This window comes from Streptomyces uncialis, assembly GCF_036250755.1.
Lineage (GTDB): Bacteria > Actinomycetota > Actinomycetes > Streptomycetales > Streptomycetaceae > Streptomyces > Streptomyces uncialis.
Map to the genome: position 1 here is coordinate 5,071,826 of NZ_CP109583.1, position 26,105 is coordinate 5,097,930.

A 26,105-nucleotide genomic window follows, 5' to 3' on the forward strand; every position below is an offset into this window, starting at 1 on the left:
TGGGACCGGCAGGCAAGGACCGGTCGTGCGGGGGCCGGTGGCGTGGCGACCGGTGGCGTGGGGGCCGGTGGTGCGGGGAGTGCGCGGGGGCCGGTCTCGCGGGGGACCGGTCGTGCGGGGGCGGTCAGCCCCAGCCGAGTTCGTGGAGCCGGTCGTCGTCGATGCCGAAGTGGTGGGCGATCTCGTGGACCACCGTCACGGCGACCTCGTGGACCACGTCCTCCGTGGTCGCGCAGTACCGCAGGGTCGGCCCCATGTAGATCGAGATCCGGTCCGGCAGCACCCCCGCGTACCACTCGCCGCGCTCGGTCAGCGGTGTCCCCTCGTAGAGCCCCAGCAGTTCGGGGTCATGGGCGGGTGGCTCGTCCTCCACGAACACGGCCACGTTGTCCATGACCCGCGTCAGCTCCGGCGGGATCGTGTCCAGGGCCTCGGCCACCAGCTCTTCGAACGCGTCTCGTGTCATTTCCAGCACAGCCCCATTGTCCGGGACGCGGCGCGGAACGGGCCTGGGCGCGTCCCCGACGATCCCGGCACCCGTACCCGGCACGTCGGGCACCCGTGGCCGTCACACCGGGCTGCCCGCCTCCGGCGACGGTTCGTGGCGGAACATCCGGGCCGCCTGGCCCTGCGCCGGCGGGTCCTCGTGGGCCGACGAGGACGGCTCCGCCGGGGTGGGCTCCGGGGCCGGGGGCTCGGGTGTCGGTTTCGGGGGTTCGGGGGCCTGGGTGGCGCGGGTCGGGGTGGGCTCCGGCGGGGCCACCGGGGTGGGCGCGCCCGGGGCGGTCGGGCGGGGCGCCCGGGTGGGCCGGGCGGGCCGCGGGGCGTCGGGTTCCGGGGCGGGCGCTCCGGCGGGGTCGGGGCCGGGGTCCGGCTTCGGGCCGGGCTCCGGGGCGGTGCCGGGGGCCGGGGCGGAGGGGGAGGCGCCCTTCTTGCGGGGGCTGCCGTCGAGGTGGGCCTTGGCGTCCCGGCCGCCCTGGTAGCGGCCGTAGCCGCCGTCGACCGTCGTGGCGGCGCCGCCGGGTTGCGCCCCCTCGCCGTCCCGGGGGCCCGAGGAGTGGGAGGGGCCCGGGCGGGCGGCCTCTTCGCCCACGCTGACGCAGCCCGCGGTGGCCGCGAGGGCCGCCGCCAGGGTGGCCAGGCGGACGGGGACGGACATGGGGCGCACGGGCCACCTCCGGGGCGCGGGATCCAGGGTTCGGCTGTCCAACTCCCTCCCCCCGCAAGAAGACACGCCGCCGCACCCCGTACCCCCGGGCCGTCCGCCGCGCGCCGGGCGCGTCCGCCGCCGACGGGACCGGCCGCGGGGGCCCGCGGCGGCCGTACGCGCCCCCGCCTCCGGAGGACCGGATGCCCGCACCGCACCGGTCCCCGTCCCGGTCCCACCCCCTGTCCCCGTCCCGGTCCCACCCCCGTCCCCGGGCCCGCGCCGCCCAGGTCCCCGGCCGCGCACCACCCCCGCACCACCCCCGCACCACCCCTGTCCCGCCCGCGTCCCCGGACCCGTACCATCGGTCCCAGGAGCCCCGTACCGACCACCTCCGGGGCCCTGCTGGGGCGTGACCGGGGTCACCCGGTACGGCATTTGCCTTGCGGCCCCAGAGGTGCGTATGGTGGTAGATCGTTTGATCCCATTTGCCCGGCGCACTCCTCACAGAGCGAGGAAAGCAGCGCGCCGCGTGTGGCGCGTACTCCCTGCCGTGGCCGGACCGCATAGAGGCGGTCGATTTGTAGCTTCACGGAGTTTGGGCGCGTGCCGTGAACTCCGGAAGGTTCGCATTTCGCATGTCCGTTTCCCCTGCTGACCGCGCTGTTCTCACCGAGAACGCCGAAGCCCCCACCAGCACCCCCGAGGCCGTCGACGCCGTCGTGACCGAGGTCACCGAGCCCGTCGCCGCCGAGGTCACCGAGACCGTCGAGACCGCCGGCACCGTCACGCAGGCCGTGACCGAGACCGCCGACGAGACGTCCGCTGCGACGGCCCCCGAGGCCGGGTCCGCCACCGAGGAGGACACCGCCGAGGCCGAGGCCGACGCGGAGCCCACCGTCACGTTCGGTGACCTGGGTCTGCCCGAAGGTGTCGTCCGCAAGCTCGCGCAGAACGGCGTCACCAGCCCGTTCCCGATCCAGGCCGCGACCATCCCGGACGCCCTGGCCGGCAAGGACATCCTGGGCCGTGGCCGTACCGGCTCCGGCAAGACCCTCTCCTTCGGTCTCCCGCTGCTGACGACCCTCTCCGAGGGCCACACCCAGAAGAAGCACCCGCGGGGCATCATCCTCACCCCCACCCGTGAGCTCGCGATGCAGGTCGCGGACGCCCTCCAGCCGTACGGTGACGTGCTCGGCCTGAAGATGAAGGTCGTCTGCGGCGGTACGTCGATGAGCAACCAGATCTACGCGCTGGAGCGCGGCGTCGACATCCTCGTCGCCACCCCCGGCCGGCTGCGGGACATCATCAACCGCGGCGCCTGCTCGCTGGACAGCGTGCAGATCGCCGTCCTCGACGAGGCCGACCAGATGGCCGACCTGGGCTTCCTGCCCGAGGTCACCGAGCTGCTCGACCAGGTGCCGAGCGGCGGCCAGCGGATGCTGTTCTCCGCCACCCTGGAGAACGAGATCGACAGTCTCGTCAAGCGCTACCTGAACGCCCCGGTCATCCACGAGGTCGACCCGTCGGCCGGTGCGGTCACGACCATGACCCACCACATCCTGATCGTGAAGCCGCGCGACAAGGCCCCGGTCACCGCCGCGATCGCCGCCCGCAAGGGCCGCACGATCGTCTTCGTCCGCACCCAGCTCGGTGCCGACCGTGTCGCCGAGCAGCTGCGTGACGCGGGTGTCCGCGCCGACGCGCTGCACGGCGGAATGACGCAGGGCGCTCGTACGCGCACCCTCGCGGACTTCAAGGAGGGCTACGTCAACGTCCTCGTCGCCACCGACGTCGCCGCGCGCGGCATCCACGTCGACGGCATCGACCTGGTGCTGAACGTCGACCCGGCGGGCGACCACAAGGACTACCTGCACCGTTCGGGCCGTACCGCCCGCGCGGGCCGCTCCGGCACGGTCGTGTCGCTGGCCCTGCCGCACCAGCGGCGCCAGATCTTCCGGCTGATGGAGGACGCGGGCGTCGACGCCGGGCGTCACATCGTCGGCGGTGGCGGGGTGTTCGAGCCCGAGGTCGCCGAGATCACCGGTGCCCGGTCCATGACCGAGGTGCAGGCCGAGTCGGTGGCGGGTGCCGCCAAGCAGGCCGAGCGCGAGGTCCAGGACCTGGCGAAGCAGCTGGAGCGGGCCGAGCGCCGCGCCTCCGAGCTGCGCGAGGAGGCCGACCGGCTCAGCGCGCGTGCCGCGCGTGAGCGGGGCGAGGACCCGTCGGCCGTCGCCCCCGTGGCCGACGCCACCGCCGAGGCCCCCGTCGCCGGCGCCGTGAGCGCCACCGCCGAGGCCGGCACCCAGGCCGCCGCCGAGGCCCCGGCCACCGCCCCCGTGGCGGAGACCGCGACCGAGCGTCCGGCCCGCGAGGACCGCGCCGCGTCGTACGAGCGCCGTGACAACGAGCGCGGCGGGTTCAACCGTGACCGGCGCGAGGACCGCCGTGAGGACCGTGGCGGCTTCCGCCGCGACGACCGCGGTGACCGTGGCGGTGACCGTGGTGGTTTCAACCGTGACCGTGGTGGCGAGCGTGGTGGCGGTTTCAACCGCGACCGTGGCGGCGACCGTCCGGGCTTCCGTCGTGACGACCGTCGTGACGGTGAGCGCGGTGGCGAGCGCGGTGGATTCAACCGTGACCGTGACGACCGTGGCGGCTTCAACCGCGACCGCGGCGGCGACCGTCCCGGCTTCCGTCGTGACGACCGTCGTGACGGTGACCGTGGCGGTGACCGTGGTGGTTTCAACCGTGACCGTGGTGGCGAGCGTGGTGGTGGTTTCAACCGCGACCGTGGCGGCGACCGTCCGGGCTTCCGTCGTGACGACCGTCGTGACGGCGAGCGCGGCGGTGACCGTGGCGGGTTCAACCGTGACCGTGACGACCGTGGCGGTTTCAACCGTGACCGCGGTGGCGACCGTCCCGGCTTCCGCCGCGACGACCGTCCGTCCACCGGCCACCGGGGCAGCGACCGCCCGGTCAACCGTGACCGCCGCGACGACCGCCCCGCGGGCGGCCACCGCACCGGCGGCAGCGACCGCCCGTACGGCCACCGCGGCAGCACCGGCACCGGCACCGGCACGGGCGGCTTCAACCGCCGTGACGACAAGCCGCGCTGGAAGCGCAACGACTGACAGCCGGGTCCTGGTCGCCCACGGGTGACCGGAACCCGCTGACCGGCACGCAGCCGGTCGGCACACCGACGGACGCCAGGCCCCGCCCCCACCGGGCGGGGCCTGGCCCGTTCACGCCGTACGACCGGACCGCACCGGCAAAACCGGACGCGCACCGCCCCGGAAGATGTCAGGATGTCCAGGCACCACCGGACCCCGCCCCGGCGGACCACCCCCAGGGCGCTCGCCCTGTTCCCCCACAGGGACAGGTCCACGCCCGCGACCGACACCCCGCTATGCTGCGGGGTGCGGGCCGTTAGCTCAATTGGCAGAGCAGTGGACTTTTAATCCATTGGTTGTGGGTTCGAGTCCCACACGGCCTACAAGCCGCAGGGCCGGGCGCAAGCCCGCGACCTGCGAGGAAGCGCCCCACCTGGTTCCGACCGGGTGGGGCGCTTCGGCGTTGCGGGGTTCGTACGTGAGCGGGGATGCCGTACGACCCTCCGCTCCGTAGTGGGAGCGGGCTCGTCGGATCTGGAGGCCGACCAGGTCGACCGCGGTGACGTGGGCGCCGTGGCAGGTGGCGAGGTGGGCGGCGCTGTGGCCGGGGCCGTCCCCTCAGCGCGTGTCGCGTTCGACGGTGCGCCACTCCTCGCGCAGGCGCCGTCCGGTGGCACACTCCCCGGGCTCGTCGCTGAGGCATACGGCGCAGGCCCCGAGGTGGGTCATCAGGCGTCCCCACGCGGCGTCCAGCGCAGCCTGGTCCCGGTCCACGCCGTCCGCCTCGTCGGGACACCGCATGTGCCGGTGCATCCGGGTCCCCGGCCCCGACATCGAGTGCCGCAGCAGCGTCTCGTACGGCTCCCCGGCCCCGATCCCCCCGTCGCACCGGCAGCAGATCACCCCGGCCGCCGCGCTCACGACCGCACCCCCACCGCGAGAGTCGCGCACCCCGCGAGCCGCGCCAGCGCCCGCAGCACGATCCCCAACCGCCGCTCCCCCAGCACCTCCACCTTCCACAACGGAACGAGCCGCGGGAACGCCGTCGCCAGCACCAGCGTCAGAAACGCGTCCTCCCCCTCGTCCAGCACCAGCACACACCGGTACCGCGCCTCGAACCTCGGCCAGTCACAGAACACGAACGCCCCGCCCTCCACGAGCAGCAGATCCCGCACATCCCCCCGCGCCAGAATGTCCCCCTCCTCGATCAACGCCGCCACAGCCGCCGGCTCACCGATGTCACGGTCATGGGCCCACGCGATGAGGCGGTCGCTGAGAAGTCGCGGGACCGGCGGTTCAGTTGTCGGTGTGACGGCGGGATCGCGCACCATGTCTGCTCCCAGGTGGGTCGGGTGCCTCTATGGTGAAACCGGCCCGCGGTCACAGAGCGTGGTCCACTGTTGTCAAGCGGTGTCTGGCGGCAATGACAACAGGACATAGGTGTCTGTTCGGTTCAATTCGTTTGAGCCGGAGAGGGGGCAACATGTCGTTACCCGATGCGCTGCGCGCCCTTCGCGGGCGGGCCGGACTCTCCCTCGGCGCGCTGGCGGCACGCACCCACTACGACCGGTCCCATCTGCATCACGTCGAGACCGGACGGCGCCGGGCGACCAGAGCCGTCGCCGAGTCGCTGGACCACGCCTTGGGCGCCGACGGGGAGTTGTTCACGGCGTGGGAGCGGGACGAGCGGGTGCGGCGGCGGGATGCCGCGCTTCACGCGACGCGGGCCTCCGCCCTCGCCGTGTCCCACGACCTCTGCGGTCTCGCCGAGCTGGACGTGGACGACCTGTACGACGGGGTCGAGGAGATCGCCGTCGTGTCGCGATCCACCCCGCCCGCACTGATGGCGGAGCGCGCCCACGTACTCCGTGACGAAGCGCTGCACCGTATTCGTGCGGGGCAGTATCCCCCCACCGGCCTCGCGGACCTCTACGTCGCGGTCGGCCGCCTCTCGGGCGTCCTCGCCTACGCGCTGCTGGATCTCGGCTGCCCGCATGACGCCATGCGGCATGCCGAGGCGGCGGCGAGCTGCGCGGACCGGGCCGGTGACGCGGACCTGGCCGTCTGGGTGGCGGGGACGCGGTCCCTCATCGCCCGGTTCCAGGGGGACTTCCCGCTCGCCCTCGACCTCGCGCGCGGCGGCCTGCGGCAGGCCGGGTCCGGGCGGGGTACGGGAAGAGCCCGTCTGAAGTGCGGGGAAGCCCAGTGCCTGGCCAATATGGGCGACTCGGCGGGCGCGAACAGCGCCCTGAACGCGGCGGAGGACGCGCGGGAACGGGTACGGGGCGACGCACCCGGACTCTTCGGCTTCAGCCGGGCCAAGCAGTTCTACTACGCCGGTTCCTCGCTCATCTGGCTCGACGGCGGCGAGGACGCGCGCCGCGCGCTGCGGGCCGCCACAGACGCCATCGCCATATGGCAGTCGGCCCCGGCAGGACAACGGTCCCTGGTCGACGAACGTCTGGCACACATCTACGCGGCCACCGCCCACGCCCAACTCGGCGATGTGGAGGGCGCGGCCGACACCGTCCGCCCCCTGCTGTCCCTCCCGCCCGAGGACCAGATCTCATGGATCGTGAAGCGCATGGACCGGCTCGCCCGGCTGCTGTCCGCACCGTACTTCCAGGGCAACACGACAGCCCACGAGACAGCGGAGGCGATCAGAACACTGGCCGGACCATGAGGAGCCCATGGATGAGCGTTCGCGGGAGCAGCCGCTCTGTCGACCAATCACCGTTACCCGGCCGGTACCGACTCGATCTCCGCCTGGAGCATACGGAGCGTCAACGAATGCTTCTCCGGCGGAAGCTGCTCCAGGGCGGCCCTCGCGTATCCGGCACCGCCGGCCCTGTCGCCGGACCGGGCCATCATCAGGCCCCGGTGCAGTTCCAGGTGTGTGGTGAAGCGGGGCAGGGCGGGCGGCAGCTCACGTGCCGCCGCCTCTTGTGCCTCGACGGCGCCCCGCTCTTCGCCCAGCCGGGCCAGCAGGAGTGAGAGGAAGACGTTCTGCCGCCACCACGGCACGGCGTAGTCGGAGTCCTGCTCGTGCGACCCGACCCGGTCGTGGATACGGCGTCCCTCGTCCGCGAGCGTGAGCGCCGTGCTCCGGTCGCCTCGGAGGGCGGCGACGTGAGCCCGGCCCATCACCGCGTTCAGCCGGCCGAGGGACGGGCGGTCGTCGAGGCGCAACGCCTCGGCGGCGAGCCGGTCCGCGACGGGGAGCGCGGCCCCCTCGTAGCCCAGGGCGATGGCGGCACGTCCCCGGACCCAGACCCGGGTGTCCGGGGCGCCGGACCGGTCGGCGGCTTCCGCGGCCATGCCGTACCAGTTGACGGCCTTCACCCCGTCGCTGCCCGGGAACGTCTTCGCGTACAGGGTCATCAGCTTGGCGGCGACGCCCCACAGCTCGGGCCGGTCCGCCTGCCGTTGCAGCAGGACGAGTTCCCCCGCGAGGCGTTGCTGGATCTCGGCGGCGCCCATGGACATGTAGTCGTGGCCGTAGGTGGAGAGCTTGGCCCGCCACTCGTCCACGTCCGGGCCGCGCCCCTCCAGTGCGGAGGCGAATCCGGCGTGGATGAGGTCGGAGGCGACAAGGGGAGCTATGGCGGTGGCGGCGAGATCGGTGACGAAGGTACGTCGGCGCAACGGTGACTCCAGAATCTGCACGGGGACCTGAAGGGCGGCGGCGAGCGCCCGCAGCATGCGGGGGCGCGGGCGGCGCTTGCCGCATTCCCAGCGGGAGACGTCCTGGCGTGTGTACGGCTGGCCGGTGACGAGGCTGAGCTCTTCCGCCAGCCGTGTCTGGGACCATCCGGCCACGTCACGTAACTCGGCGATGAGCCGCCTGAGCGGGCTGGGCGCGGTACCGGAGGAGCGGGGACGCTGATCGGGCATGTACCTGCTCCGTATCTGCCTGTCGGGTCGCGTCCTCAGGCTACGACGCGGGAGCCGACCGCATCCCAGGAACCGATGCTGGATCGACCACACGGGCACTGGGCGCTTTGCGCTTACGGCTACTTGGACAAGCTGACCCCACCGTCACCAACAGGGACGGGGTCGCGTACACCGACGGTGAGATCCGTCAGCAGTACGAGAACACCTGCATCGGACGCCCCGTCGGTGGTGAACCCATCGTCAACGACGAGGCCGACGGTGTGCGGTTCGTGCGGCCCGACGAGCTCGATCGGTACGACATCCACCCCAGCGTGGGCCGGCAAAGCGGCCACTACCCCGCCGACACCTACCCCCTTCTCAGCTGGGACGACGCTCCCACGCGCCCCGGCGAACGGTGAATCGCCATCACCCGGATGGTGTAGAGTCAGGTTTACCGACGCGGGGTGGAGCAGCTCGGTAGCTCGCTGGGCTCATAACCCAGAGGTCGCAGGTTCAAATCCTGTCCCCGCTACTCAGGCCGAAGGCCCGGAAGCCGAAAAGCTTCCGGGCCTTCGGCGTGTTCGGGGGTCTCACCCGGTCGGCCCGTCCCGTTCGCCCGCCGACCCCTCCGGGGCAAGCCTGGAGGGACGGTGGTGGACGGGCACGGAAGCGGCGGGAGACGGCGCGTGGGGCACGGAGGCGGGCCGACCGGTGACGGGCGTCCGGAACCGGGCGGCCCGCTGTCCGGCCGTCATCGCCGTACCCGCCGCGCCCGGAGTTTCAGCAGGGTGCTGCCCTGGCTGCTGATCGTGGCGGGCGTGGTCTACGACGAGCTGACCCCCGTCCGCTACACCGCCGCCCCGCTCTTCGCCGCCGCCCCGCTCGCCGCCGCGCCCTTCTACGGCCGCCGCGGCACCCTGCTGACCGGGGCCGCGGCCTGTCTCGCCGCGTTCGGGATGCGCGCGGAGGACGGGGTCGCCCGGAGCGAGTCGCTCACCGACATCGCGACGATCGTCACCGTCTCCGCGCTCGCCCTCGCCATCAACCGGCTCTCCCGCCGCAGCGACGCCAAGCTCGCGACCGCCCGGGAGATCGCCGAGGCCGCCCAGCGCGCCGTCCTCCCGGAGCCCGCCGACCGGATCGGCGGGCTCGACATCGCCGCCCACTACGAGGCCGCGCAGGCCGGCGCGGCGATCGGGGGAGACCTGTACGCCGTCCAGGACACGCCGTACGGAGTGCGGCTGGTGCTCGGTGACGTACGGGGCAAGGGGATGGGCGCGGTCGCCGCGGTCGCCGTCCTCATCGGGGCCTTCCGTGAGGCGGCCGAGCAGGAGAGCACCCTGGAGGCGGTCGCCCAGCGGCTGGAGCGGGCGCTCGCCAGGGAGGGGCTGCGGCGCCGGGGCGTGGACGACGAGGAGGGGTTCACCACCGCCGTCCTCGCCGAACTCCCGCACGGCGAGGAGCTGCTGCGGACCCTCAACCGCGGACATCCGCCGCCCCTGCTGCTCGCCCCGGACGGGGGACTCACCGTCCTCGAACCGGGCCGCTTCGCCCTTCCGCTCGGGATGGCCGACCTCGGGAGCTGGCCCGACGAGACCGACGAGACGGGCTTCCCGGCGGGCTCGACGCTGTTCGTCCACAGCGACGGACTGTCCGAGGCCCGCGACCGGCACGGCGTGTTCTTCGACCCGGCGGCATGGCTGCGCGGTCGGACCTTCGGCGGACCCGACGCCCTGCTCACCGCCGTCACCGCCGGGGTCGTCACCCACACGGGCGATGGCACCAGCGACGACATGGCCCTGCTGGCCGTCCGCAGGCCCTGACGGACCCTCCAGGGGACTTCAAAGGCCCCCGGAACTCTCCAGGGGACTCCAAAGGCCCCCCCGGAACTCTCCAGGACGCGGGATCGCGTACGAGAACGTGCGGAGCGGTCGGATCGGGTGCGGTCGCGCGGGGGTGCGTGGTGCGGGGTGCGTGCTGCGTGGTGCGTAGTGCGGGGTGCGCGGCCGGCCGGGCGGGGGGCGGAGGGGCCGGGCGCGGGCCCGTCCATCGGCGGGGGCGGCCTCGCGCGCCGTCCCGCCCCCGCCCCTGCGTCACCCCGCCCGCGCGCCCCCTCACACGCCGTAGCCGCCCCCTCCCGTTCGTATAACAACTGAGCAACCATCAATGTGACGTCGGCATGAAAGGGAATACCGACATGCCGTCAACTCGCCCCGTTCCGCCCGCCCGTGTCCCGATAAGTCCTGGCCAACGGCGTTAACGATCAGTCGGAAGCGCTTGGAATCCGGCCCCCAGGTCTATTAACGTTCGATAACGCAGCGCGGTCGTCCCAGCCGTCACAAGAGACGGCTCCGCGCGCACGCGCCGAATTCCGCAAGGGAACCGGGGAACCATTCCTTGGGGTGAATCGGACATCCTTCATGTGAAGGACGTCCGTAGGAGACCTTCCTGCTCCGAACCCGTCAGCTAACCCGGTAGGCGAGAAGGAAGGAAAGGAGTACGCCTCAGTGGCGTCAAACCGGCCTGCCCCCGAACCTCTCTACGCGCCTAAACCGACGGTGGACGGGCCTCACGCTTCCTCCCACGGGCAGGTGTTCGGCCCCGCGGTCACCGACGACGAGGTCCGGGAGGTCTGGAACCCGACCGCCGAGACCGTCCGGCCGGTCCGCGGCAGGCACCGCGTGGCCAAGCAGCGCGGCGGACTCGCCCGCAGCTCCACGGTCCTCGGTGTCGGCGTCATCGCCGCCGTCGGCGCGGGCGGCATCGCCACCGCGCAGGGCGGCAAGCCCCCGATCAAGATATCGATGCCGGACCTCGGCTCGATGATGTCCGGCGACGAGAAGCCCGAGGAGCCCGGCACCGGCCCCGCGCAGCAGGCCGCCGCCCCCCTCACCAGCGCGGGCGTCACCGGCGCCGACGCCGCCGAGGGCACCACCGACGCGGGCGAGGTACTGCGCGCCCGCATCCTCCAGCAGGCCGAGCAGCAGCAGGACCAGGCCGACACCGCCGCCCGCGCCGCCGCCGAGAAGAAGGCCGCCGACCAGGCGGCCCAGGACGCGGCCGCCGCCGAGGCGGAGCTGAAGGCCAAGGCCAAGGCGGAAGCCGAGGCCAAGGCCAAGAAGGCCGAGGAGAAGGCGAAGGCCGAGGCGGAGGCCAAGCGGCTGAAGGAAGAGGCCGAGGCCAGGGCCAAGGCCGAGAAGGAGCGCCTCGAACAGCTCGCGCGCAGCTTCTCCCTCCCCCTCGCCTCGTTCACGCTGACGTCGACGTACGGCCAGTCCGGCGCCATGTGGTCGTCCGGCTCGCACACCGGCCTCGACTTCGCCGCCCCGACCGGCACCCCGCTCAAGGCCATCCACAGCGGCACCATCACCGAGGCCGGCTGGTCCGGCTCGTACGGCTACCTCACCGTGCTGACCCTCGACGACGGCACCGAGCTCCGGTACGCCCACCAGTCGTCGATCGGTGTGAGCGTCGGTCAGAAGGTCTCCACCGGCGAGATCATCGGCCGCGTCGGCGCCACCGGCAACGTCACCGGCGCCCACCTGCACCTTGAGGTCAAGCTGGGCAGCGGCAGCGTCGACCCCGCCGCGTACCTCCGCGGCAAGGGCCTGTCGATCTAGGCGTCAACCCGCCCCCCACCGCTGGAACGCCGGCGGTCCTGACGATCACCCCCCGACGTCAGGGCCGCCGGTTCCCGTTCGCGGACGGATTCCGGCCCCTCGACGGTGTTGAGTAGGACCATGACTTCCTTGCGCCCTCTCGGCTCCTCCGGGCTCGACGTATTCCCGCTCGGACTCGGCGGCAACGTCTTCGGCTGGACGGCGGACCGGTCCGACACCTTCGCCGTCCTCGACGCCTACGCCGCCGCAGGCGGCAACTTCCTCGACACCGCCGATGTCTACTCCGCCTGGGTGGACGGTCATCAGGGCGGTGAGTCCGAGACGCTGATCGGCCAGTGGCTCGCCGCGCGCGGCAACCGCTCCGACATCGTCGTCGCCACGAAGGCCGGCTCGCACCCCGACTTCAAGGGGCTGTCCGCCGCCACCGTCAAACGCGCCGCCGACGCGTCGCTGAAGCGGCTGGACACCGACCACATCGACCTCTACTACACGCACTTCGACGATCCGACGGTCCCCGTGGAGGAGATCGTCACCGCGCTCGACGAACTGGTGCGCGCGGGCAAGGTCCGGGCCGTCGGCGCGTCCAACCTGACTGCCGAACGGCTCCAGGAGTCACTCGACTTCGCCGACCGCGAGGGCCTGACCCGGTACTCCGTGCTGCAACCGGAGTACAACCTGGTCTCCCGTGACACCTACGAGGGCCGCCTCCAGGCGGTCGCCTCCCGCTCCGGTATCGCGGCCGTCCCGTACTTCGCGCTCGCCTCGGGGTTCCTCACCGGCAAGTACCGGCCCGGTGCCACCGTGGGCAGCGCCCGTTCCGGTTCGGCCGCAGCCCATCTGGGGACCGAGCGCGGTCAGCGCGTCCTCGCCGCCCTCGACACGGTCGCGGCGGACCGGGGCGCCGAGGTCGCCACGGTCGCCCTCGCCTGGCTGGCCGCCCGCCCGACGGTCGCCGCCCCGCTCGCCAGCGCCCGCAACCCGGAACAGCTCCCCGCGCTGCTCGCCATGGCCGACCTGGAGCTCACCCCCGAGGACCTCACCCTCCTGACGGAGGCTTCCGCCTGACGGCGCGTACACCGATCCGGCTGTCGTCGGTCGTCGTGAGCCGCCCTCAGCCGTCGTTCCGGCCCGGGGCCGCGTACGGGTTGTACGGGGCCGGGGTGCCGGAGCCGTACGGGCCGCCCTGGCCGGGCACGGGACCGGTGCCCGGCTGGACCGGCGGGTAGCCGTACCCGGGACCCGGCTGTCCGTGGGCCGGATCCGGTTGGCCGTGACCGGGCACCGGCTGTCCGTGGCCCGGGTAGCCGTACCCCTGTCCGTACGGGGGCACCTGTCCGTACGGGGGCACCTGTCCGTACGCGGGTACCTGTCCGTAGCCGGGTGTCTGTCCGTACGCGGGCGGGTGGCCGTACGCCGCGGGGTGCGGGCCCGGGTACGGGGGCGCGTACGGGTGGGGGACGGCGGGGCGCGGTGCCGTCATCAGCGCGGCGTGCGTCAGCGCGGGGCGGGCCGCCGCCCTGCGGGCCCACATCGCGTCCAGCGACTCCTGCTCACGGATGCCGAAGTCGGCGCCCGCCCGGCCCTGTGCGCCCCGGTGCCGCAGGAACGCGAGCGCGGTGGCGTGCCGCTCGTACTCGCGGACGGCGCGGGCGGCCGGCTTGCCCCCGTGGTGGAGGGCGAAGTCCCGGGCCAGCCGCCGGGCGCGCAGCGAGCCGAGGGCGTACGGTTCCGGCGCGGTCAGCCAGCCGGCCGCCACATACGCGGGCAGTTCGTCCCGGACGGTCCGCAGCTCGCGTTGGCGGGCCCAGACGGCCAGCCAGATCAGCAGCCCGAACACGGGCACCATGAACGCGCCGTACACGACGAGGAAGCCGAGCCCGCCGAACACCGTCGAACCGTTCCACAGGGCGTGCAGCCCCATCGCGAGCAGCAGTCCGCCGAGGGGTGCGAGGACCCGCCACACCCGTCGCCGGGGGGCCGCCTGCGCGGCGAGGCCGAAGCCGATGCCGGTGAGCACCGTGAAGAGGGGGTGCGCGAACGGTGACATCACCACGCGGGCGAAGAAGGTCGCGACGGTGACCGAGCCGATGCCCTGGTCCCCGTACGTCTGGTCGTCGCCGAAGGCCCTGCCGAGGTAGAGGATGTTCTCGGTGAACGCGAAGCCGGTGGCCGTGACCCCGGCGATGACCACCCCGTCGACGAGCCGGGTGAACTCCCGGCGGCGGAAGAGGAAGATCAGCAGGATCGCCGCGCCCTTCGCGGTCTCCTCGACCACCGGGGCTATCACCGTCGAGCCGATGGTGTCCGCGCCGCCCGGGTCGGCGGTCGTCTCCGCGATCCACTCGGTCGCGAAGCTGTTCGCCACGATCGACATGAGGGCGGCGGCGCAGGCGCCCCAGGCGAAGCAGAAGACGACGTTCCGCCAGGGGCCGGGGGCGACCCGGTGCAGCCACCGGAACGCGGCGATCAGCAGCGGTACGGGCAGTACGGCGAGCCCCAGGCCGACGAGGAACCCCTGGGTCCCGGTCTCCTCCCGCACCAGCGCGAGGAGGACCGCGCCGCACAGGGCCAGTACGACGCCGAGTCCGGCGATCCGTACGGCGGGGCGCCGCCACCACGCGATACGCGGCGGGACGCCCAGCAGGCCGGGGGCCTGGTGGGGGATGTCCGGCGGGGCGGGGGCGGGGGCCGGGGGCGGCGCGGTGGGGTGGGTGCGGTCGGCGGGTCCGTCCGCGGGGTCCTCGACGGGGCCCTCGGTGGGGCCTTCGGCGGGGGCCGGGCGGGGCTCAGGGGTGGTGGCCATCGACTCGACCTTAATCGGCGGGTCGCCTTCGCTCGCGCCCCCGAGCTCCGTCCGGCTGGACGAACTTGTCCCCGCGGGTCGCCTTCGCTTGCGCTTCTTAGGTCTGTCCGGCGCGGCGTACTTCGTTCCTGTGCTGTCGCTCGGTGGGTTTGCGCAGTTCCCCGCGCCCCTTTGGGGCGCGTTCTGCTTGTTCTTCGGGTCGGTGCCGGTCGGGATTCTCCGTCCTCGATCCGACACGCTCGGTACGACGTGTCCTTGCCGGACTGAAGAGCATCGGAGTCTGCGAGCAGAGATTCCCGCCCACCCCCTCCGGTGAGTCCTGCGACTGCGCGAGGAGGGGTCTGCACCCAAAGGGCAACCTCAGGGGGCGCCCCCAAAGGGGCGCGGGGAACTGCGCGAAAACGAGGGCGGCCCCGCACCCGACGAACAACCGCAAGGGGGCAGCGCCTCAGGGGCGCGGGGAACTGCGCAAGAACGAGGGCGGTCCCGCACCCGAAGGGCGACCGCAATGGGGCAGCATCCAGGGGCGCGGGGAACTGCGCAAGAACGAGGACGGGCCCGTACTCGACGAACAACCGCAAGGGGGCAGCATCCAGGGGCGCGGGGAACTGCGCAAGAACGAGGGCGGACCCGCACCCGAAGGGCGACCGCAATGGGGCAGCATCCAGGGGCGCGGGGAACTGCGCACCCACGAACGCCCCGTACAGGAACAAGTGCGCCCAGCCGGACGGACCTGAGAAGCGCAAGCGAAGGCGACCCGCGGGGAACTGCGCACCCCCGAACGCCTCGTACAGGGACAAGTGCGCCCAGCCGGACGGACCTGAGAAGCGCAAGCGAAGGCGTCCCGCACAGGGACAAGTGGGCTCAGGCGGGGCTCGGGGGCGCGAGCGAAGGCGACCTGCGGAAGAGGACGTCGTGGACGGGATGGCCCTTGTCCAGGCCCTGCCCCTCGAACCGCGTCCGTGGACGAAACGCGGGCCGGGGCGCGAAACCCCCGTCGACCTGCGTGTTCTCGAACGCGGGATGCGCGGTGAGCACATCGAGCATCTGCTCGGCGTACGGCTCCCAGTCGGTCGCGCAGTGCAGCAGGGCGCCCGGCTTGAGCCGGCCCGCCGCGAGGTCCAGGAACTCCGGCTGGACGATCCGCCGCTTGTGGTGCCGCTTCTTGGGCCAGGGGTCCGGGAAGTAGATCCGCAGCCCGTCGAGGCTGTCGGGGCCGAGCATGCTGGTCAACAGGATGATCGCGTCACCGTTGGCCACGCGGACGTTGGTGAGTTCCCCGCGGTCGGCGAGGCTCAGCAGATTTCCCTGGCCGGGGGTGTGGACGTCGACCGCGAGGATTCCGGTGCCCGGGTCGTCGGCGGCCATCCGCGCGGTCGCCTCGCCCATGCCGAACCCGATCTCCAGGACGACGGGCAGCCCGTCGAAGAGTTCCCCGAGGTCGAGGACCCGGCTGCCGTCGACATCGAGTCCCCAGCGCGGCCACAGCCGCCGGATCGCGTCGGCCTGGCCCCGGGTGACCCGGCTGCGGCGCGGCTGGAAGCTGCGGATGCGCCGGTCGAAGTGCGCCCCCGCGGGGTCGGGGGCGGGTCCCTCACCGGGCGGGAACATCGGGGTACGCGGCGGCCGGCCCACGGCTCCGTCGGACGCCTCGTACGTTCCGGCTGCCTCGGGGGCCGCTGTCTGGGGTGTTTCGTCATGCTCGGACACAGTGGGACCGATTCTACGGAGGTCCCGGGGTGCCCGTCCGCCGCCGAGGGCCGGGTGCGGGTCCGGCCCCGGCGGGGTACGGGCGCTACGCCTTCTCGCGGGGCTCCCCGGTCGCGGCCGAACCCTTGGGGCACACCCGGACGGCGGCCTGGTGGGCGATCCGCGCCTCCGCCTCCGTCAGATTCGTGAGCTTGTCGTTCCAGACGATCCGGTCCTCGCAGCGCAGCACGAATTGGGTTATCTGCGGCCAGGACTTCACGAAGCCCTTCCCGTCGGCGCACGGATGGGTGAACGTGGCGGTGATCAGCTCGATGTCGTGCCAGCCGAAGTACCGGCCCGCTTCTGTCTCGCCGGCCTCGTACTGCACGGACTCCGTGCCCGTCCTCTCGCCCGGCTGCCCGAGCGGGGTCTCCTCGCTGATCCCGAGGTGCTTGCCGAGGGCGTTGATCGCCTGTTCGGCCTTGAGCCCCTTGAAGACCCCGGTCGCACCAGCGGGGTACTGCTGGGTGAAGCCCTCGACCAGGACGGAGAGCTCACCCTTGCCGTCGTGCTCGACCAGCTCACTCACCCCGGTCAGCTTCCGCTCGCGCTTGACGTCGCTCCAGACGAACGCCGCCTTCGCGCACTCGGCGGCGGGCCGCGCGCTGCTCGTGGCGGTGCCGTCGCCGCCCTTGGCGCGGTCCGGGCCCTCGTCGGTGCTGGTACCGGAGCAGCCGACCGCGCCGAGGAGTATCCCGGCGGTGGTCACGGCCAGCGCGAGACGACGTACAGGCATGTGCATCCTTATGTCCGGGCGGCGCTCGGTGCCGCACTGCAACCGGGGACGAGTGATCACCCCGGTCCGGTTGCCCGGCGGGGCGATGACCTGCTCAGTTCGGCGAGGTCAGGGACCGCAGGGCGCGCCGGGCGACCTCCCGGCCGATCGGCAGCGAGGCGGTGGCCGCGGGGGAGGGGGCGTTCAGCACATGGACCGTACGGGGGCCCTCGCGCAGCAGGAAGTCGTCCACGAGGGTGCCGTCCCGCAGGACGGCCTGGGCGCGGACCCCGGCGGCGGTCGGTATCAGGTCGTCGGCGGTGACGGCCGGCAGCAGCCGGCGGACCGCGCGGGTGAACGCCCGCTTCGACAGGGAGCGGCGCAGCTCGCCGCCGCCGTAGCGCCAGTGGCGGCCCGCTATCCGCCAGGAGCCGGGCCAGGCCAGGGTCCCGGCGAGCTCGGCTGGGTTCAGGGTGCCCCAGTCGTAGCCCTCGCGGGCGAGCGCGGGGACGGCGTTGGGCCCGACGTGGACGCCGCCGTCGATCCCACGGGTGAGGTGCACCCCGAGGAACGGGAACGCCGGGTCGGGCACCGGATAGACCAGGCCCCGCACCAGCTCGGGACGCGCCAGCTCGTAGTACTCCCCCCGGAACGGGACGATCCGCATGCCCGGGTCGTCGCCGGTGAGCAGCGCGATCCGGTCGCAGTGCAGCCCCGCGCAGTTCACCAGGACCCTGCCGCGCAGCACCTCGCCGCGCGCGGTGCGGACGGCGACCCCGCGGTCGGGACGGCGGTCGATCGCGACGACCTCGGTGCCGTAGCGGATCCCGGCGCCGGACACCTCGGCCAGCCGGCGGGCGACCGCCGGGTAGTCGCAGATCCCGGTGGTGCCGACCTGGATGGCGGCGAGGCCCCGTACCCCGGGCTCGTACTCCACGATCTGGGCGGGGCCCAGCTCACGGACGGGGATGCCGTTCTCCCGGCCGCGCTGGACCAGGCCGTGCAGCCGGGGCAGCTCGTCCCGGCGGGTGGCCACGATGAGCTTGCCGGTGACCTCGTGGGGGATGTCGTACTCGGCGCAGAACTTGACCATCTCGGCGGCGCCGCGGACGGCGTACCGGGCCTTGAGGGAGCCGGGGCGGTAGTAGATCCCGCTGTGGATGACGCCGCTGTTGCGGCCGGTCTGGTGCCGGGCCGGGCCGTCCTCCTTCTCCAGGACGGTGACCCGGGTGCCGGGCGCGGCCCGCGTCAGGGCGTACGCCGTCGACAGACCGACGATCCCGCCGCCGATCACGAGCACATCGCAGTCGTACGCCACGCGTGTCACCTCCCGCTCCCGATAATGCACTGCGCCACTGACAGCGCCGCCAAACCCGGGAGACCGAGGACATCGCGCGACTCACCCCGGCCGAGGGCGGCGCCGGGCTCCGCGGGAGCCGGTCAGGCGGGTGCCATCAGCAGGGGCCGGGCGCGTTCGCGCAGCTCCATGACGCGGGGCTCGTCGCCGTACGGTTCCAGCCGGTGCAGCAGGTCGCGGACGTACTCGGTGGTGCGCGCGGAGGAGATCCGCCCGGCGACCTCGACGGCGCGCACACCCTGGGCGCAGGCCGCGTCGAGGTTGCCCGACTCCAGTTCGGCGACCGCCGACACGACGAGCCGCAGCCCGTGGGAGCGCACGAACTCCTCGGTGGGTTTCGACAGGGCCTGTTCGGTGAAGCGGCGCACCTGGCGGGGCGCCTTCAGATCGCGGTAGCACTCGGCGGCGTCGGCGGCGAACCGGTCGTACGAGTAGAAGCCGAGCCAGGACGGGTCGTGGTCGCCGTCCCGGGAGCGTTCCAGCCAGCCCTCGGCGGCCTTCAGGGCCGCTCCGGCGGCGTGCGCGTCCCCGGCGCGCGCGTGCGCGCGTGCCTCGACGAGCCGGAAGAAGCTCATGGTGCGGGCGGTGGCCAGCCCGCGGTTGCGTTCGAGGGCGGCCTGCGCGAGGTCGACGCCCTCGTCGCCGAAGCCCCGGTAGGTCGCCTGGAGGGACATCGACGCCAGGACGTAGCCGCCGAGCGGGACGTCGGCCGCCGCGCGGGCGAGGCGCAGCGCCTGGATGTAGTAGCGCTGGGCGGCCTCCTGCTGGCCGGTGTCGAAGGCCATCCAGCCCGCGAGCCGGGTCAGCTCGGCGGAGGCGCCGAACAGGGCGCGCCCGACCTCGTCGGAGTAGGAGCCGAGCAGCAGGGGCGCCGCCTCGACGCGTAAGCACTCGGGGACCATGGAGGAGCGCCAGTCGCCGCCGCCGTACTTGGAGTCCCAGCGGCGGGCGTCCTCGGCGGCCTCGCGGAGCTTGCTGACATCGCTGTGGCCGACCTTCAGGGCCGACACGCTGTCCTCGGCCGGGCTCGCGTCGCGGGCGACGGAGCTGTCGGCCGGGGTTATGAGCCAGCGGGACGCGGGGGTGGCGTAGGCGCTGACGGCGAAGGAACCGGCGAGCGACTGCCAGATGCCGCCGCCGGTCCGGCGGCCGGCGAGATCGAGCCGGTACAGCTCGGTCGCCGACTTCACGGCCGCGGCCACGTCCCGGGGGAACGCGAGGCCCACCTCGGGCGCGGGGTCGGCGTCCGCCAGCCCGATCTCGTGCAGGGGGACCGGGCGGCCCAGTTTCTGTCCGATGGCCGCCGCGATGAGGTGCGGGGCGGCGCCCTGCGGCACCATGCCCTTGGACACCCAGCGGGCCACGGAGGTCTTGTCGTACCGGAGTGTCAGGCCGCGCTGCGCGCCCAGGTCGTTGACCCGGCGCGCGAGGCCGGCGTTGCTGATTCCCGCGAGGGCGAGAACGGCGCCGAGCTTTTCGTTCGGCCCGCGTTGCTCCCTGGACATTGCGCCACCCCTCGACACAGACGGCTGCCGCGACGGTGGTGACCGCGCGGCATTCGCGCCATGCGCTCCCGGCGGCCTTCTGCCCGGGGCGGCAACCGAATGAGCGGGTGGCCGACCCCGGAGGTATATGCCTCCGTGAAACACAGACACACACAGCGTAGTTCGACGCATCCCATGCGTTAAGAGGCATAGTTCCGGATGGCGGGATTGTTGCCCGTGGCCTGTCCGCCCCCCGGGCGCCATGTGCTCCGCCTGTGTGGCAGTGCGCCCGTGCGTGCGCTCTTCACCGGTTCCGGGGTGGCCGCTTCCATGGATCGTGCGTGGGTCGGCCCGCTGAACTGGTTCCAGTGGGCTGGGGGACACCGCCGCCTTCATCCCCGCGGGCGGCGGACCGGTCCGGGAGGTGAACACCACCTCCCGGACCGTGCGTTGTGCCCTCAAGGTCCGCAATGATGTCGTTCATGGGTCCGGCGCGGCCAAGTTGGCCGAATATCGACCCTGCTGGTCACGCCCTTGAGCGTCCCCCCGCACGCGTGAGCGCGCTTTCCCTCCGCGTACCGGTCGCCCCGCGTGCCCGTGGGACACCCGTTCCCCCGGTCGTCCCACGCATCCTCCCAGCCCCTCCCGTGCGCCCATGAGGGGCCGCCCAGGAGTGCGCCCGTACGGCTCACCCGCCGCACCCGGCACACGAGTTGGGGCAGCGGGCCGCCGCGCACCGGAGCTCCGCGCGGACGGCGCCCGCAGGGCCGCGGCGGGAGCGCGAGGGGAGCGCGAAGGGTTCGAAGGGGGTTCGAGGGGGGCTTGTCAGGGGCGCGTACGGGTGGGCACGAAGCGGCCGGGGCCCGCTCCCGCACGCCTCCTTCGTGGCAGCATGGTCCCGAGTTCGTACGGTGCACGGTTGTCCAGCCCGTGGAGGCGACGATGCGGTGGTTGGTGGGGTGGAGCATTGCCACCGCGGGAACGAGCGGCCCGGTGACCGCCGGTGCCACCGGACCCGACGGCGAGGCACTCCAGCCCGTCGGCTCCCAACTCCTGTGGAGCGACCCCGATCCCCTGTGGGCCGTCGGCGACTGGCGCCCCGACGAGGTACGTGTCGTCACCGTCGACCCCCACACCCGTATCGCCGTCCTCGGCACCTGCGGCGCCAGCGACGAGGACCTGCGGCTGGGGCTGCTCGCCGCGCGCGGCGGCGCCCTGCGCCATCTCACCGCCTGGTCCGGCAGCTACACCGCCGTCGCCCGGATCGGCCGCCGCGTCACCGTCGCCGGTGACCTCGCGGGCGCCCGCCCCGTCTTCCACACCCCCTGGTCCGGCGGCACCGCCTACGCCACCGCGGCCCTCCCGCTCGCCGACCTGGTCGAGGCCCACCTCGACATCGGCCATCTCGCCGCCCTCCTCGCCGCCCCCGACGTCCCCGAGGCCCTGCACGACTCCACGCCCTACCTCGGCGTCCACCGGGTGCCGCCCGGTCACGCCCTGATCCTGCGCCAGGGCGCCCGTGAGATCGCCGGGTACGACCCGGTGACCTCCCTCGCCGTCGCCGCGCCGCCCAGCGACGCCGCCGGCGCCGTCGACGGCGTCCGTGACGCCCTCGTGGAAGCCGTACGCGCGCGGCTGACCGCCCCCCGGCACGTCCCCGGCGGCGGGATCGACCCCGGGCCCGTACCGGGTATGGGGCCCGCCGAACGGCGCGCCGCGCGCGGCACCCCCGTCCCCGGCATCGGCGCCGACCTCTCCGGCGGACCCGCCTCCGCGACCCTCGCCCTGCTCGCCGCGGGACTGCCCGGCGTGCCCGGCACCGTCCTCGGGCACGGCAGCGGCGCGGGTGAACGCCTCCTCGCCGTCACCTTCAACGACCTCGCCGTGCCCGGCCGCGAGGCCGAGGTGGAACGCGCGGGCGCCATCGCCGCGGACCCGCGACTGCACCATGTCGTCGTCGCGGGCGGCGAGGAGACCCTTCCGTACACCGACCTCGACGGCCCCCTCACCGACGAACCCGGCCCCTCGCTCGTCACCGCCGCCCGCCACCGCGCGCGGCTCGCCGCCGGGAGCGCCGACCACTTCACCGGCTACGGCGCCCGCCAGGTCCTCGACGCCCACCCCGCGCGCCTCGCCGACCTCCTCATGGACCGCAAGAGACGCCACCTGGTCCGCCCCGTGGCCGCCCTCACCACCGCCGAGGGCTCCGTGTCGATGATGGTCCCCGCGCGCGTGTACGTCGCCGCCCGCCGCCTCGCCCGCACCCCGTACCGCAGCGGCGTCGACCGGCTCGCCGACCAGTTGCTGCGCCGCCGCCTCGACGAACCCGGCGGTACCGTCGGCGCCTCCCTCGCCGCCCTCACCTGGGCGCGGCCCGGGCCCGCCGCGCGGTGGCTCACCGGTGAGGCGCTGGCGGAGGTGTCCGGCCGCCTCCAGAACGCGGTCGGCCGTCCCGGCCCCGGGCCCGGCCAGCGGCCCGGTGACTTCCGCGCGCGGGCGGCCCTCGCCCGGCACGCCGCGGACCTCCGGGTCCTCGAACAGGCCGCCGAGGTCCGCTTCCAGCGGCTGCACGCGCCCTTCCTCGACAACCAGGTCGTCCGCGCGTGCCGTGCCCTTCCGGAGGCGCTCCGGGTGCGGCCCGGGGCCCGGGCGGAGATCCTGCGGACCGTCCTGGAGGGCGCGGGGATCTCCGAGCTGCCGTCCGGCTGGGGCACCCCCTCGCACGCGCCGTCCGCGACCGCGGCCCGTGCGGGGTTGCGGATCGCGATGCCCGACCTCCTCAGGCTCTTCGACACGCCTCTGCTGGCCGACGCGGGGCTCGTCGAGGCGCGGGTCGTCCGCAAGGCCCTGCGGGGTGCGGCCGAGGGGGAGCCGCTGCCGCTGGACGGGCTCGCCGACCTGGTGGCCGTGGAGCTGTGGCTGCGCAGGCTGCTCGCCCGGCGCGGCACCTGCTGGACGGGGACGCCCGCCCGGCAACGCGCGGTGCCCACGGGGTCGGTGGCCCCGGCCCGCGGAGCCCTCGGCACGGGTGCGCGGCCCTGAGCGGGGCTCTGGGTTTCCTGTGCTGGACGTACTTCGTCCCTGTGCCGTCGCTCGTCGGGTGCGCAGTTCCCCGCGCCCCTTTGGGGCGCACCCTGCCGGTCCTTCGGGTCGGTGCCGGTCGGGATTCTCCGTCCTCGATCCGACACGCTCGGTACGACGTCCAGTGACTCGACTGAAGAGCATCGGAGTCTGCGAGCAGAGATTCCCGCCCACCCCCTCCCGCAGCCGAGCGTTTGCGCGAGGAGGGTGCTTTGAACCCTGACCCCGGTTTGCTGAGAGCCCGCAGCCGGACGACAGCCCCAGCCGGACGCCCCCAAAGGGGCGCGGGGAACTGCGCGAGCAACCAGGGACCGTCCGCACCCGAACGGGAACCGCAAGAGGCGCGACCGAAGGGGCGCGGGGAACTGCGCACCCCCGTCCGACCCGCACAGGAACAGGTACGTCCAGGTGTGGAACCCCGGAAGCGCGAGCGAAGGCGACCCGCGGGGAACTGCGCACCCACGGAGTACCCGCACAGGAACAGGTACGTCCAGGTATGGAACCCCGGAAGCGCAAGCGAAGGCGACCCGCGGGGAACTGCGCACCCCACGAACGCCGGTACGGGGACAGGTACGCCCAGCACAGGAACTCGGAAGCGCGAGCGAAGGCGACCCGCTGAACGTCAACAGATGAAGCGGGACTCCGCCCAGTCGGACAGCGTCACCGTGTCGAACGAACTGTGCGGCTCCACCACCAACCGAATGGCGCTCCGCCCCGACAGCCCCACCCGCACCGGCACCCCCGGCTCCCCGCCCCGCACCAGCGGCGACTGCCACAACGGCACCCCGTCCGCGTACACGGAGAACCGCACGGCCCCGCTGCCCATCGCGAGATCGTCGATGCCGACCACCGCCTCGTAGGCACTGCACTCACGGTTCAGGTCGATGGTCACGGACGACGTGCCGTGCACGGTGACCCCGCGCCCGTACGCCTGCCCACCCATCCGCAGCCCCTGCCGCTGCCACACCCAGGAGCTCTCCCCGTACCGCATCTCGGGCGCGGTCCCGTCCCCCAGGTCGCCGTACGCCAGCTCGCTCCACTGGTAGACGACGGGTGCGGGCGGTGTCGGCTCCGGCGGGGGCGGTGAGCTGGGAGGGGAAGGAGTGGGACGCGGGGCGGCCGGCGGACTCGGCGTGGGTGAGGGCGACGACGAGGCGGACGGCGAGGGCGTCGGCTCAGGCGACGGCGTGGGCTCGGCCTCGGGGGAGGGCGAGGGCTTCGGCGGTGTCGGCCGCGGCGAAGGCTCGGCCTCCGACGGCGCGGGCTCCGGCGCGGGCTCGGCCGCACGCGCCACCGGGGGCGCGGGGCGCACCGGCGCGGGCTCCGGCGCCTCCTCCGGCGCGGCCACGGGCGGCGGCGCCTCGGGATGCGAGACGGGAGGCTGCGCCCGGGGCCGGTCCGGCTCGGGCTTCTCCCCGCCGACGAGCGCGAACGCGACCGCCACGGCCACCGCGATCGCGACGGCCGCCCCGATCCCGGCCTTGACGGGCCCTCCGACGGCCTCGGAGAGCGCACCCCCGCCCCCGGAACCGGAAGCACCCGCACCGGAAGCACCCGCACCCGAAGCACCCGCACCGGAGGCACCGGCACCGGCGGCACCCGCACCCCCCGAGGCACCGGCGGCACCGGCGGCACCGGCGGCACCGCCCTGCGCGGCGGCCGCGGCACCGGCCGCACCCGCGCTCGCGGTACCGCCCCCGACGAGGGCGGCCACCTTCGCGTACCCGGCGGCACCGAACCAGCCGATGACGGCGACCGGTACGACCGCGGGGATGCCGCCCGCGACCTCCTTGATCTGGCCCGCCGCCAGCCGGCACTTGGCGCACTCCTCCAGATGCTTGCGCAGCCCCCGCTCGGCCCGGCTGCGCAGCCCGCCCCGGGCGTACGCGCCGAGCCGGTCCGCGTAACTGGCGCACTGCTCGCTCGCGGTGAGCGCGGCACTGACATGTGCCTGGAGGTACGCCTGCTTGAGGCCCTCGCGGGCGCGGCTGGCCAGGACCCGGGTGCCGTTGGCGTCCAGTCCGAAGAGGGTGGCGACATCGCTCGGGGACTCGTCCTCGACCTCCGTGTGCCACAGCACGGCCTGCCAGCGCTCGGGAAGGCTGCGGAAGGCGCGCATCGCCATCGACCGCTCGGCCTCCTGCATGGCGCGGACGTCCGCCCCCAGGTCGACGGACCCGTCACCGGGCACCTCCGACCCCCGGTCCGCCTGCGCGGCGAACACGGCGAAGTCGTCGACCAGTTGTTCCCGTTTCGCGGACTTCATCCAGTTCGCGGCGACACGGCGGACCGTCGTCAGCAGATACGCCCGCACCGCGTGCTGCGGCCCCGAACCCCCGCGCACGGCCTGGAGCATCCGTGCGAAGACCTCCGCCGTGAGGTCCTCGGCGGTGTGCCCGTCACGGCAGCAGGTGCGCGCGTAGCGGCGCACGGCGCCCGCGTGGCGCCGGTACAGCTCCCCGTACGCCGTGTCGTCACCCGCGCGCATGCGCCCGATCAGCTCGGCGTCGGACGGCGGTGTGTCGGCGCCGGCCGGGGCGCCGGGATCGTCCGCCGGGTGCTCCTCGGGCCGGGGTTCCTCGTGCTCCCGCTGCTGCGGTACGCCTGTGTCCGGTGGGGTGGACGGGGCCGCGGTGGTGGCCGGGTCGGCTGCGTCGGACGTGCCGCCGGATGCCGGTCCGGATCCGGCGTCGCCCGGTCCCTCCGGGCCTGCCTGGCGGGGTACTTGGGGCGGCGAGGGGTCGTCGGCTCCCCCTGTCGTGCCGCTCTTCGACTCCTCCGGCCCGTCAACGCCCATCACGGAAAGCACCCGTCCGTACACTCAAAGACCACCGGGCAAGAGTGCCACACGGCTGTCATCTACTCAGCTGGTACCACCATCAACCACTCATCCGGGGCGTCTTACCGGAACTCCGCACCTTTCCCCCCAGGAACCCAGTGCGGATTCCGGTCGCCTATATCCAGCCAACTCGGCCCATCGGGTGGGCGATTTAAGCCTGTTCAGGTGAATTGCTCACAGTGCCGAACCCCCCACGGCCTCCCCGTCGGAGGCGTGAGCCGATTTCGTCACGTTGCCACCCACCCCGCCCCCGGCACCCCCAGGATTTTGGCGAGTTCCCGCCCTACCGCCAGGCCCCCGCCTCCGTACCCACCCCACGGAGAA

The 26,105-nt window shown here is 73.7% G+C and carries 17 protein-coding genes, 2 tRNA genes, 2 pseudogenes and 1 riboswitch; of the genes and pseudogenes, 9 read left to right on the top strand and 12 right to left on the bottom strand.

Annotation, left to right across the window (positions count from 1 at the left end):
- Positions 1–124: 124 nt before the first annotated feature.
- Both OG711_RS21045 and OG711_RS21050 read right to left on the bottom strand, forming a co-directional pair.
- A complete protein-coding gene (locus OG711_RS21045; protein WP_073787501.1) occupies positions 125–475 on the bottom strand; it encodes a metallopeptidase family protein in 351 nt (116 codons plus the stop codon).
- 93 nt (positions 476–568) lie between these two features.
- Positions 569–1,159 carry a hypothetical protein gene (locus OG711_RS21050; protein WP_329560048.1) on the bottom strand — a complete coding sequence of 197 codons (591 nt, stop codon included), beginning with the start codon at positions 1,157–1,159 and terminating at the stop codon, positions 569–571.
- 626 nt (positions 1,160–1,785) lie between these two features.
- On the opposite strand from OG711_RS21050, the gene OG711_RS21055 reads away from it, so the two are divergent.
- Together OG711_RS21055 and OG711_RS21060 are read left to right on the top strand one after the other, a co-directional pair.
- Positions 1,786–4,281, top strand: coding sequence for a DEAD/DEAH box helicase (locus OG711_RS21055; RefSeq protein ID WP_329560049.1), 2,496 nt, complete (start codon positions 1,786–1,788; stop codon positions 4,279–4,281).
- Between the two features lie 289 nt (positions 4,282–4,570).
- A tRNA-Lys gene (locus OG711_RS21060) sits at positions 4,571–4,643 on the top strand.
- Between the two features lie 124 nt (positions 4,644–4,767).
- Here the strand turns inward: OG711_RS21060 and OG711_RS21065 are convergent.
- The 3 genes and pseudogenes from OG711_RS21065 to OG711_RS21075 all read right to left on the bottom strand — a co-directional run.
- Positions 4,768–4,878, bottom strand: a pseudogene (locus tag OG711_RS21065) (class I SAM-dependent methyltransferase); the annotation flags it as partial.
- A complete protein-coding gene (locus OG711_RS21070) occupies positions 4,879–5,181 on the bottom strand; it encodes a hypothetical protein (protein WP_329560050.1) in 303 nt (100 codons plus the stop codon).
- Entirely contained in the window at positions 5,178–5,591 is a 414-nt protein-coding gene (locus OG711_RS21075; protein ID WP_329560051.1) for a hypothetical protein, read from the bottom strand. Before OG711_RS21075 ends, OG711_RS21070 begins: the two co-directional genes overlap by 4 nt.
- 152 nt (positions 5,592–5,743) lie before the next feature.
- On the opposite strand from OG711_RS21075, the gene OG711_RS21080 reads away from it, so the two are divergent.
- On the top strand, positions 5,744–6,943 hold the full coding sequence (locus OG711_RS21080) for a helix-turn-helix transcriptional regulator (RefSeq protein WP_329560052.1): 1,200 nt from the start codon (positions 5,744–5,746) through the stop codon (positions 6,941–6,943).
- A gap of 53 nt (positions 6,944–6,996) precedes the next feature.
- Here OG711_RS21080 and OG711_RS21085 read toward each other — a convergent pair whose 3' ends face one another.
- A complete protein-coding gene (locus OG711_RS21085) occupies positions 6,997–8,154 on the bottom strand; it encodes a helix-turn-helix domain-containing protein (protein WP_329560053.1) in 1,158 nt (385 codons plus the stop codon).
- 161 nt (positions 8,155–8,315) lie between these two features.
- On the opposite strand from OG711_RS21085, the pseudogene OG711_RS21090 reads away from it, so the two are divergent.
- From OG711_RS21090 to OG711_RS21110, 5 genes and pseudogenes are all read left to right on the top strand, one after another.
- Positions 8,316–8,552 (top strand): annotated as a pseudogene (locus OG711_RS21090) (hypothetical protein); the annotation flags it as partial.
- Positions 8,553–8,591: 39 nt separating this feature from the next.
- A tRNA-Met gene (locus OG711_RS21095) sits at positions 8,592–8,665 on the top strand.
- Positions 8,666–8,819: 154 nt separating this feature from the next.
- Positions 8,820–9,956: a PP2C family protein-serine/threonine phosphatase gene (locus OG711_RS21100; RefSeq protein ID WP_399504846.1), complete on the top strand. Its 1,137-nt coding sequence runs from the start codon at positions 8,820–8,822 to the stop codon at positions 9,954–9,956.
- A gap of 529 nt (positions 9,957–10,485) precedes the next feature.
- Positions 10,486–10,629, top strand: a riboswitch (cyclic di-AMP (ydaO/yuaA leader).
- 11 nt (positions 10,630–10,640) lie between these two features.
- The gene (locus tag OG711_RS21105) at positions 10,641–11,753 is read left to right on the top strand and encodes a M23 family metallopeptidase (protein ID WP_329560054.1); all 1,113 of its coding nucleotides are present in this window, start codon (positions 10,641–10,643) and stop codon (positions 11,751–11,753) included.
- 120 nt (positions 11,754–11,873) lie between these two features.
- Positions 11,874–12,818 carry an aldo/keto reductase gene (locus OG711_RS21110; protein WP_073787521.1) on the top strand — a complete coding sequence of 315 codons (945 nt, stop codon included), beginning with the start codon at positions 11,874–11,876 and terminating at the stop codon, positions 12,816–12,818.
- A 46-nt stretch (positions 12,819–12,864) separates the two neighbouring features.
- Here OG711_RS21110 and OG711_RS21115 read toward each other — a convergent pair whose 3' ends face one another.
- From OG711_RS21115 to OG711_RS21135, 5 genes are all read right to left on the bottom strand, one after another.
- Positions 12,865–14,556, bottom strand: coding sequence for a PrsW family intramembrane metalloprotease (locus OG711_RS21115; protein WP_329560055.1), 1,692 nt, complete (start codon positions 14,554–14,556; stop codon positions 12,865–12,867).
- Positions 14,557–15,420: 864 nt separating this feature from the next.
- Positions 15,421–16,278, bottom strand: a complete 858-nt coding sequence (gene trmB / locus OG711_RS21120) for a tRNA (guanosine(46)-N7)-methyltransferase TrmB (RefSeq protein WP_456341299.1) — start codon at positions 16,276–16,278, stop codon at positions 15,421–15,423.
- Positions 16,279–16,351: 73 nt separating this feature from the next.
- A complete protein-coding gene (locus OG711_RS21125) occupies positions 16,352–17,041 on the bottom strand; it encodes a hypothetical protein (RefSeq protein ID WP_073787525.1) in 690 nt (229 codons plus the stop codon).
- 94 nt (positions 17,042–17,135) lie between these two features.
- The gene (gene lhgO / locus OG711_RS21130) at positions 17,136–18,347 is read right to left on the bottom strand and encodes an L-2-hydroxyglutarate oxidase (protein ID WP_329560056.1); all 1,212 of its coding nucleotides are present in this window, start codon (positions 18,345–18,347) and stop codon (positions 17,136–17,138) included.
- 113 nt (positions 18,348–18,460) lie between these two features.
- Positions 18,461–19,882: an MFS transporter gene (locus OG711_RS21135; RefSeq protein ID WP_073787529.1), complete on the bottom strand. Its 1,422-nt coding sequence runs from the start codon at positions 19,880–19,882 to the stop codon at positions 18,461–18,463.
- A 921-nt stretch (positions 19,883–20,803) separates the two neighbouring features.
- On the opposite strand from OG711_RS21135, the gene OG711_RS21140 reads away from it, so the two are divergent.
- Positions 20,804–22,903 (top strand): asparagine synthase-related protein, encoded by a 2,100-nt coding sequence (locus tag OG711_RS21140; RefSeq protein ID WP_073787531.1) that lies wholly within the window; start codon positions 20,804–20,806, stop codon positions 22,901–22,903.
- Positions 22,904–23,564: 661 nt separating this feature from the next.
- Here the strand turns inward: OG711_RS21140 and OG711_RS21145 are convergent.
- Positions 23,565–25,739: a sigma-70 family RNA polymerase sigma factor gene (locus tag OG711_RS21145; RefSeq protein WP_329560057.1), complete on the bottom strand. Its 2,175-nt coding sequence runs from the start codon at positions 25,737–25,739 to the stop codon at positions 23,565–23,567.
- Positions 25,740–26,105: the final 366 nt, after the last annotated feature.

Coding starts and splice junctions, on each gene's coding strand:
- OG711_RS21135 (WP_073787529.1), bottom strand. CDS start 19,882: ATGTCCAGGGAGCAACGCGGGCCGAACGAAAAGCTCGGCGCCGTTCTC.
- OG711_RS21085 (WP_329560053.1), bottom strand. CDS start 8,154: ATGCCCGATCAGCGTCCCCGCTCCTCCGGTACCGCGCCCAGCCCGCTC.
- OG711_RS21145 (WP_329560057.1), bottom strand. CDS start 25,739: ATGGGCGTTGACGGGCCGGAGGAGTCGAAGAGCGGCACGACAGGGGGA.
- OG711_RS21055 (WP_329560049.1), top strand. CDS start 1,786: ATGTCCGTTTCCCCTGCTGACCGCGCTGTTCTCACCGAGAACGCCGAA.
- OG711_RS21075 (WP_329560051.1), bottom strand. CDS start 5,591: ATGGTGCGCGATCCCGCCGTCACACCGACAACTGAACCGCCGGTCCCG.
- OG711_RS21115 (WP_329560055.1), bottom strand. CDS start 14,556: ATGGCCACCACCCCTGAGCCCCGCCCGGCCCCCGCCGAAGGCCCCACC.
- OG711_RS21110 (WP_073787521.1), top strand. CDS start 11,874: ATGACTTCCTTGCGCCCTCTCGGCTCCTCCGGGCTCGACGTATTCCCG.
- OG711_RS21125 (WP_073787525.1), bottom strand. CDS start 17,041: ATGCCTGTACGTCGTCTCGCGCTGGCCGTGACCACCGCCGGGATACTC.
- OG711_RS21140 (WP_073787531.1), top strand. CDS start 20,804: ATGCGGTGGTTGGTGGGGTGGAGCATTGCCACCGCGGGAACGAGCGGC.
- OG711_RS21050 (WP_329560048.1), bottom strand. CDS start 1,159: ATGTCCGTCCCCGTCCGCCTGGCCACCCTGGCGGCGGCCCTCGCGGCC.
- OG711_RS21080 (WP_329560052.1), top strand. CDS start 5,744: ATGTCGTTACCCGATGCGCTGCGCGCCCTTCGCGGGCGGGCCGGACTC.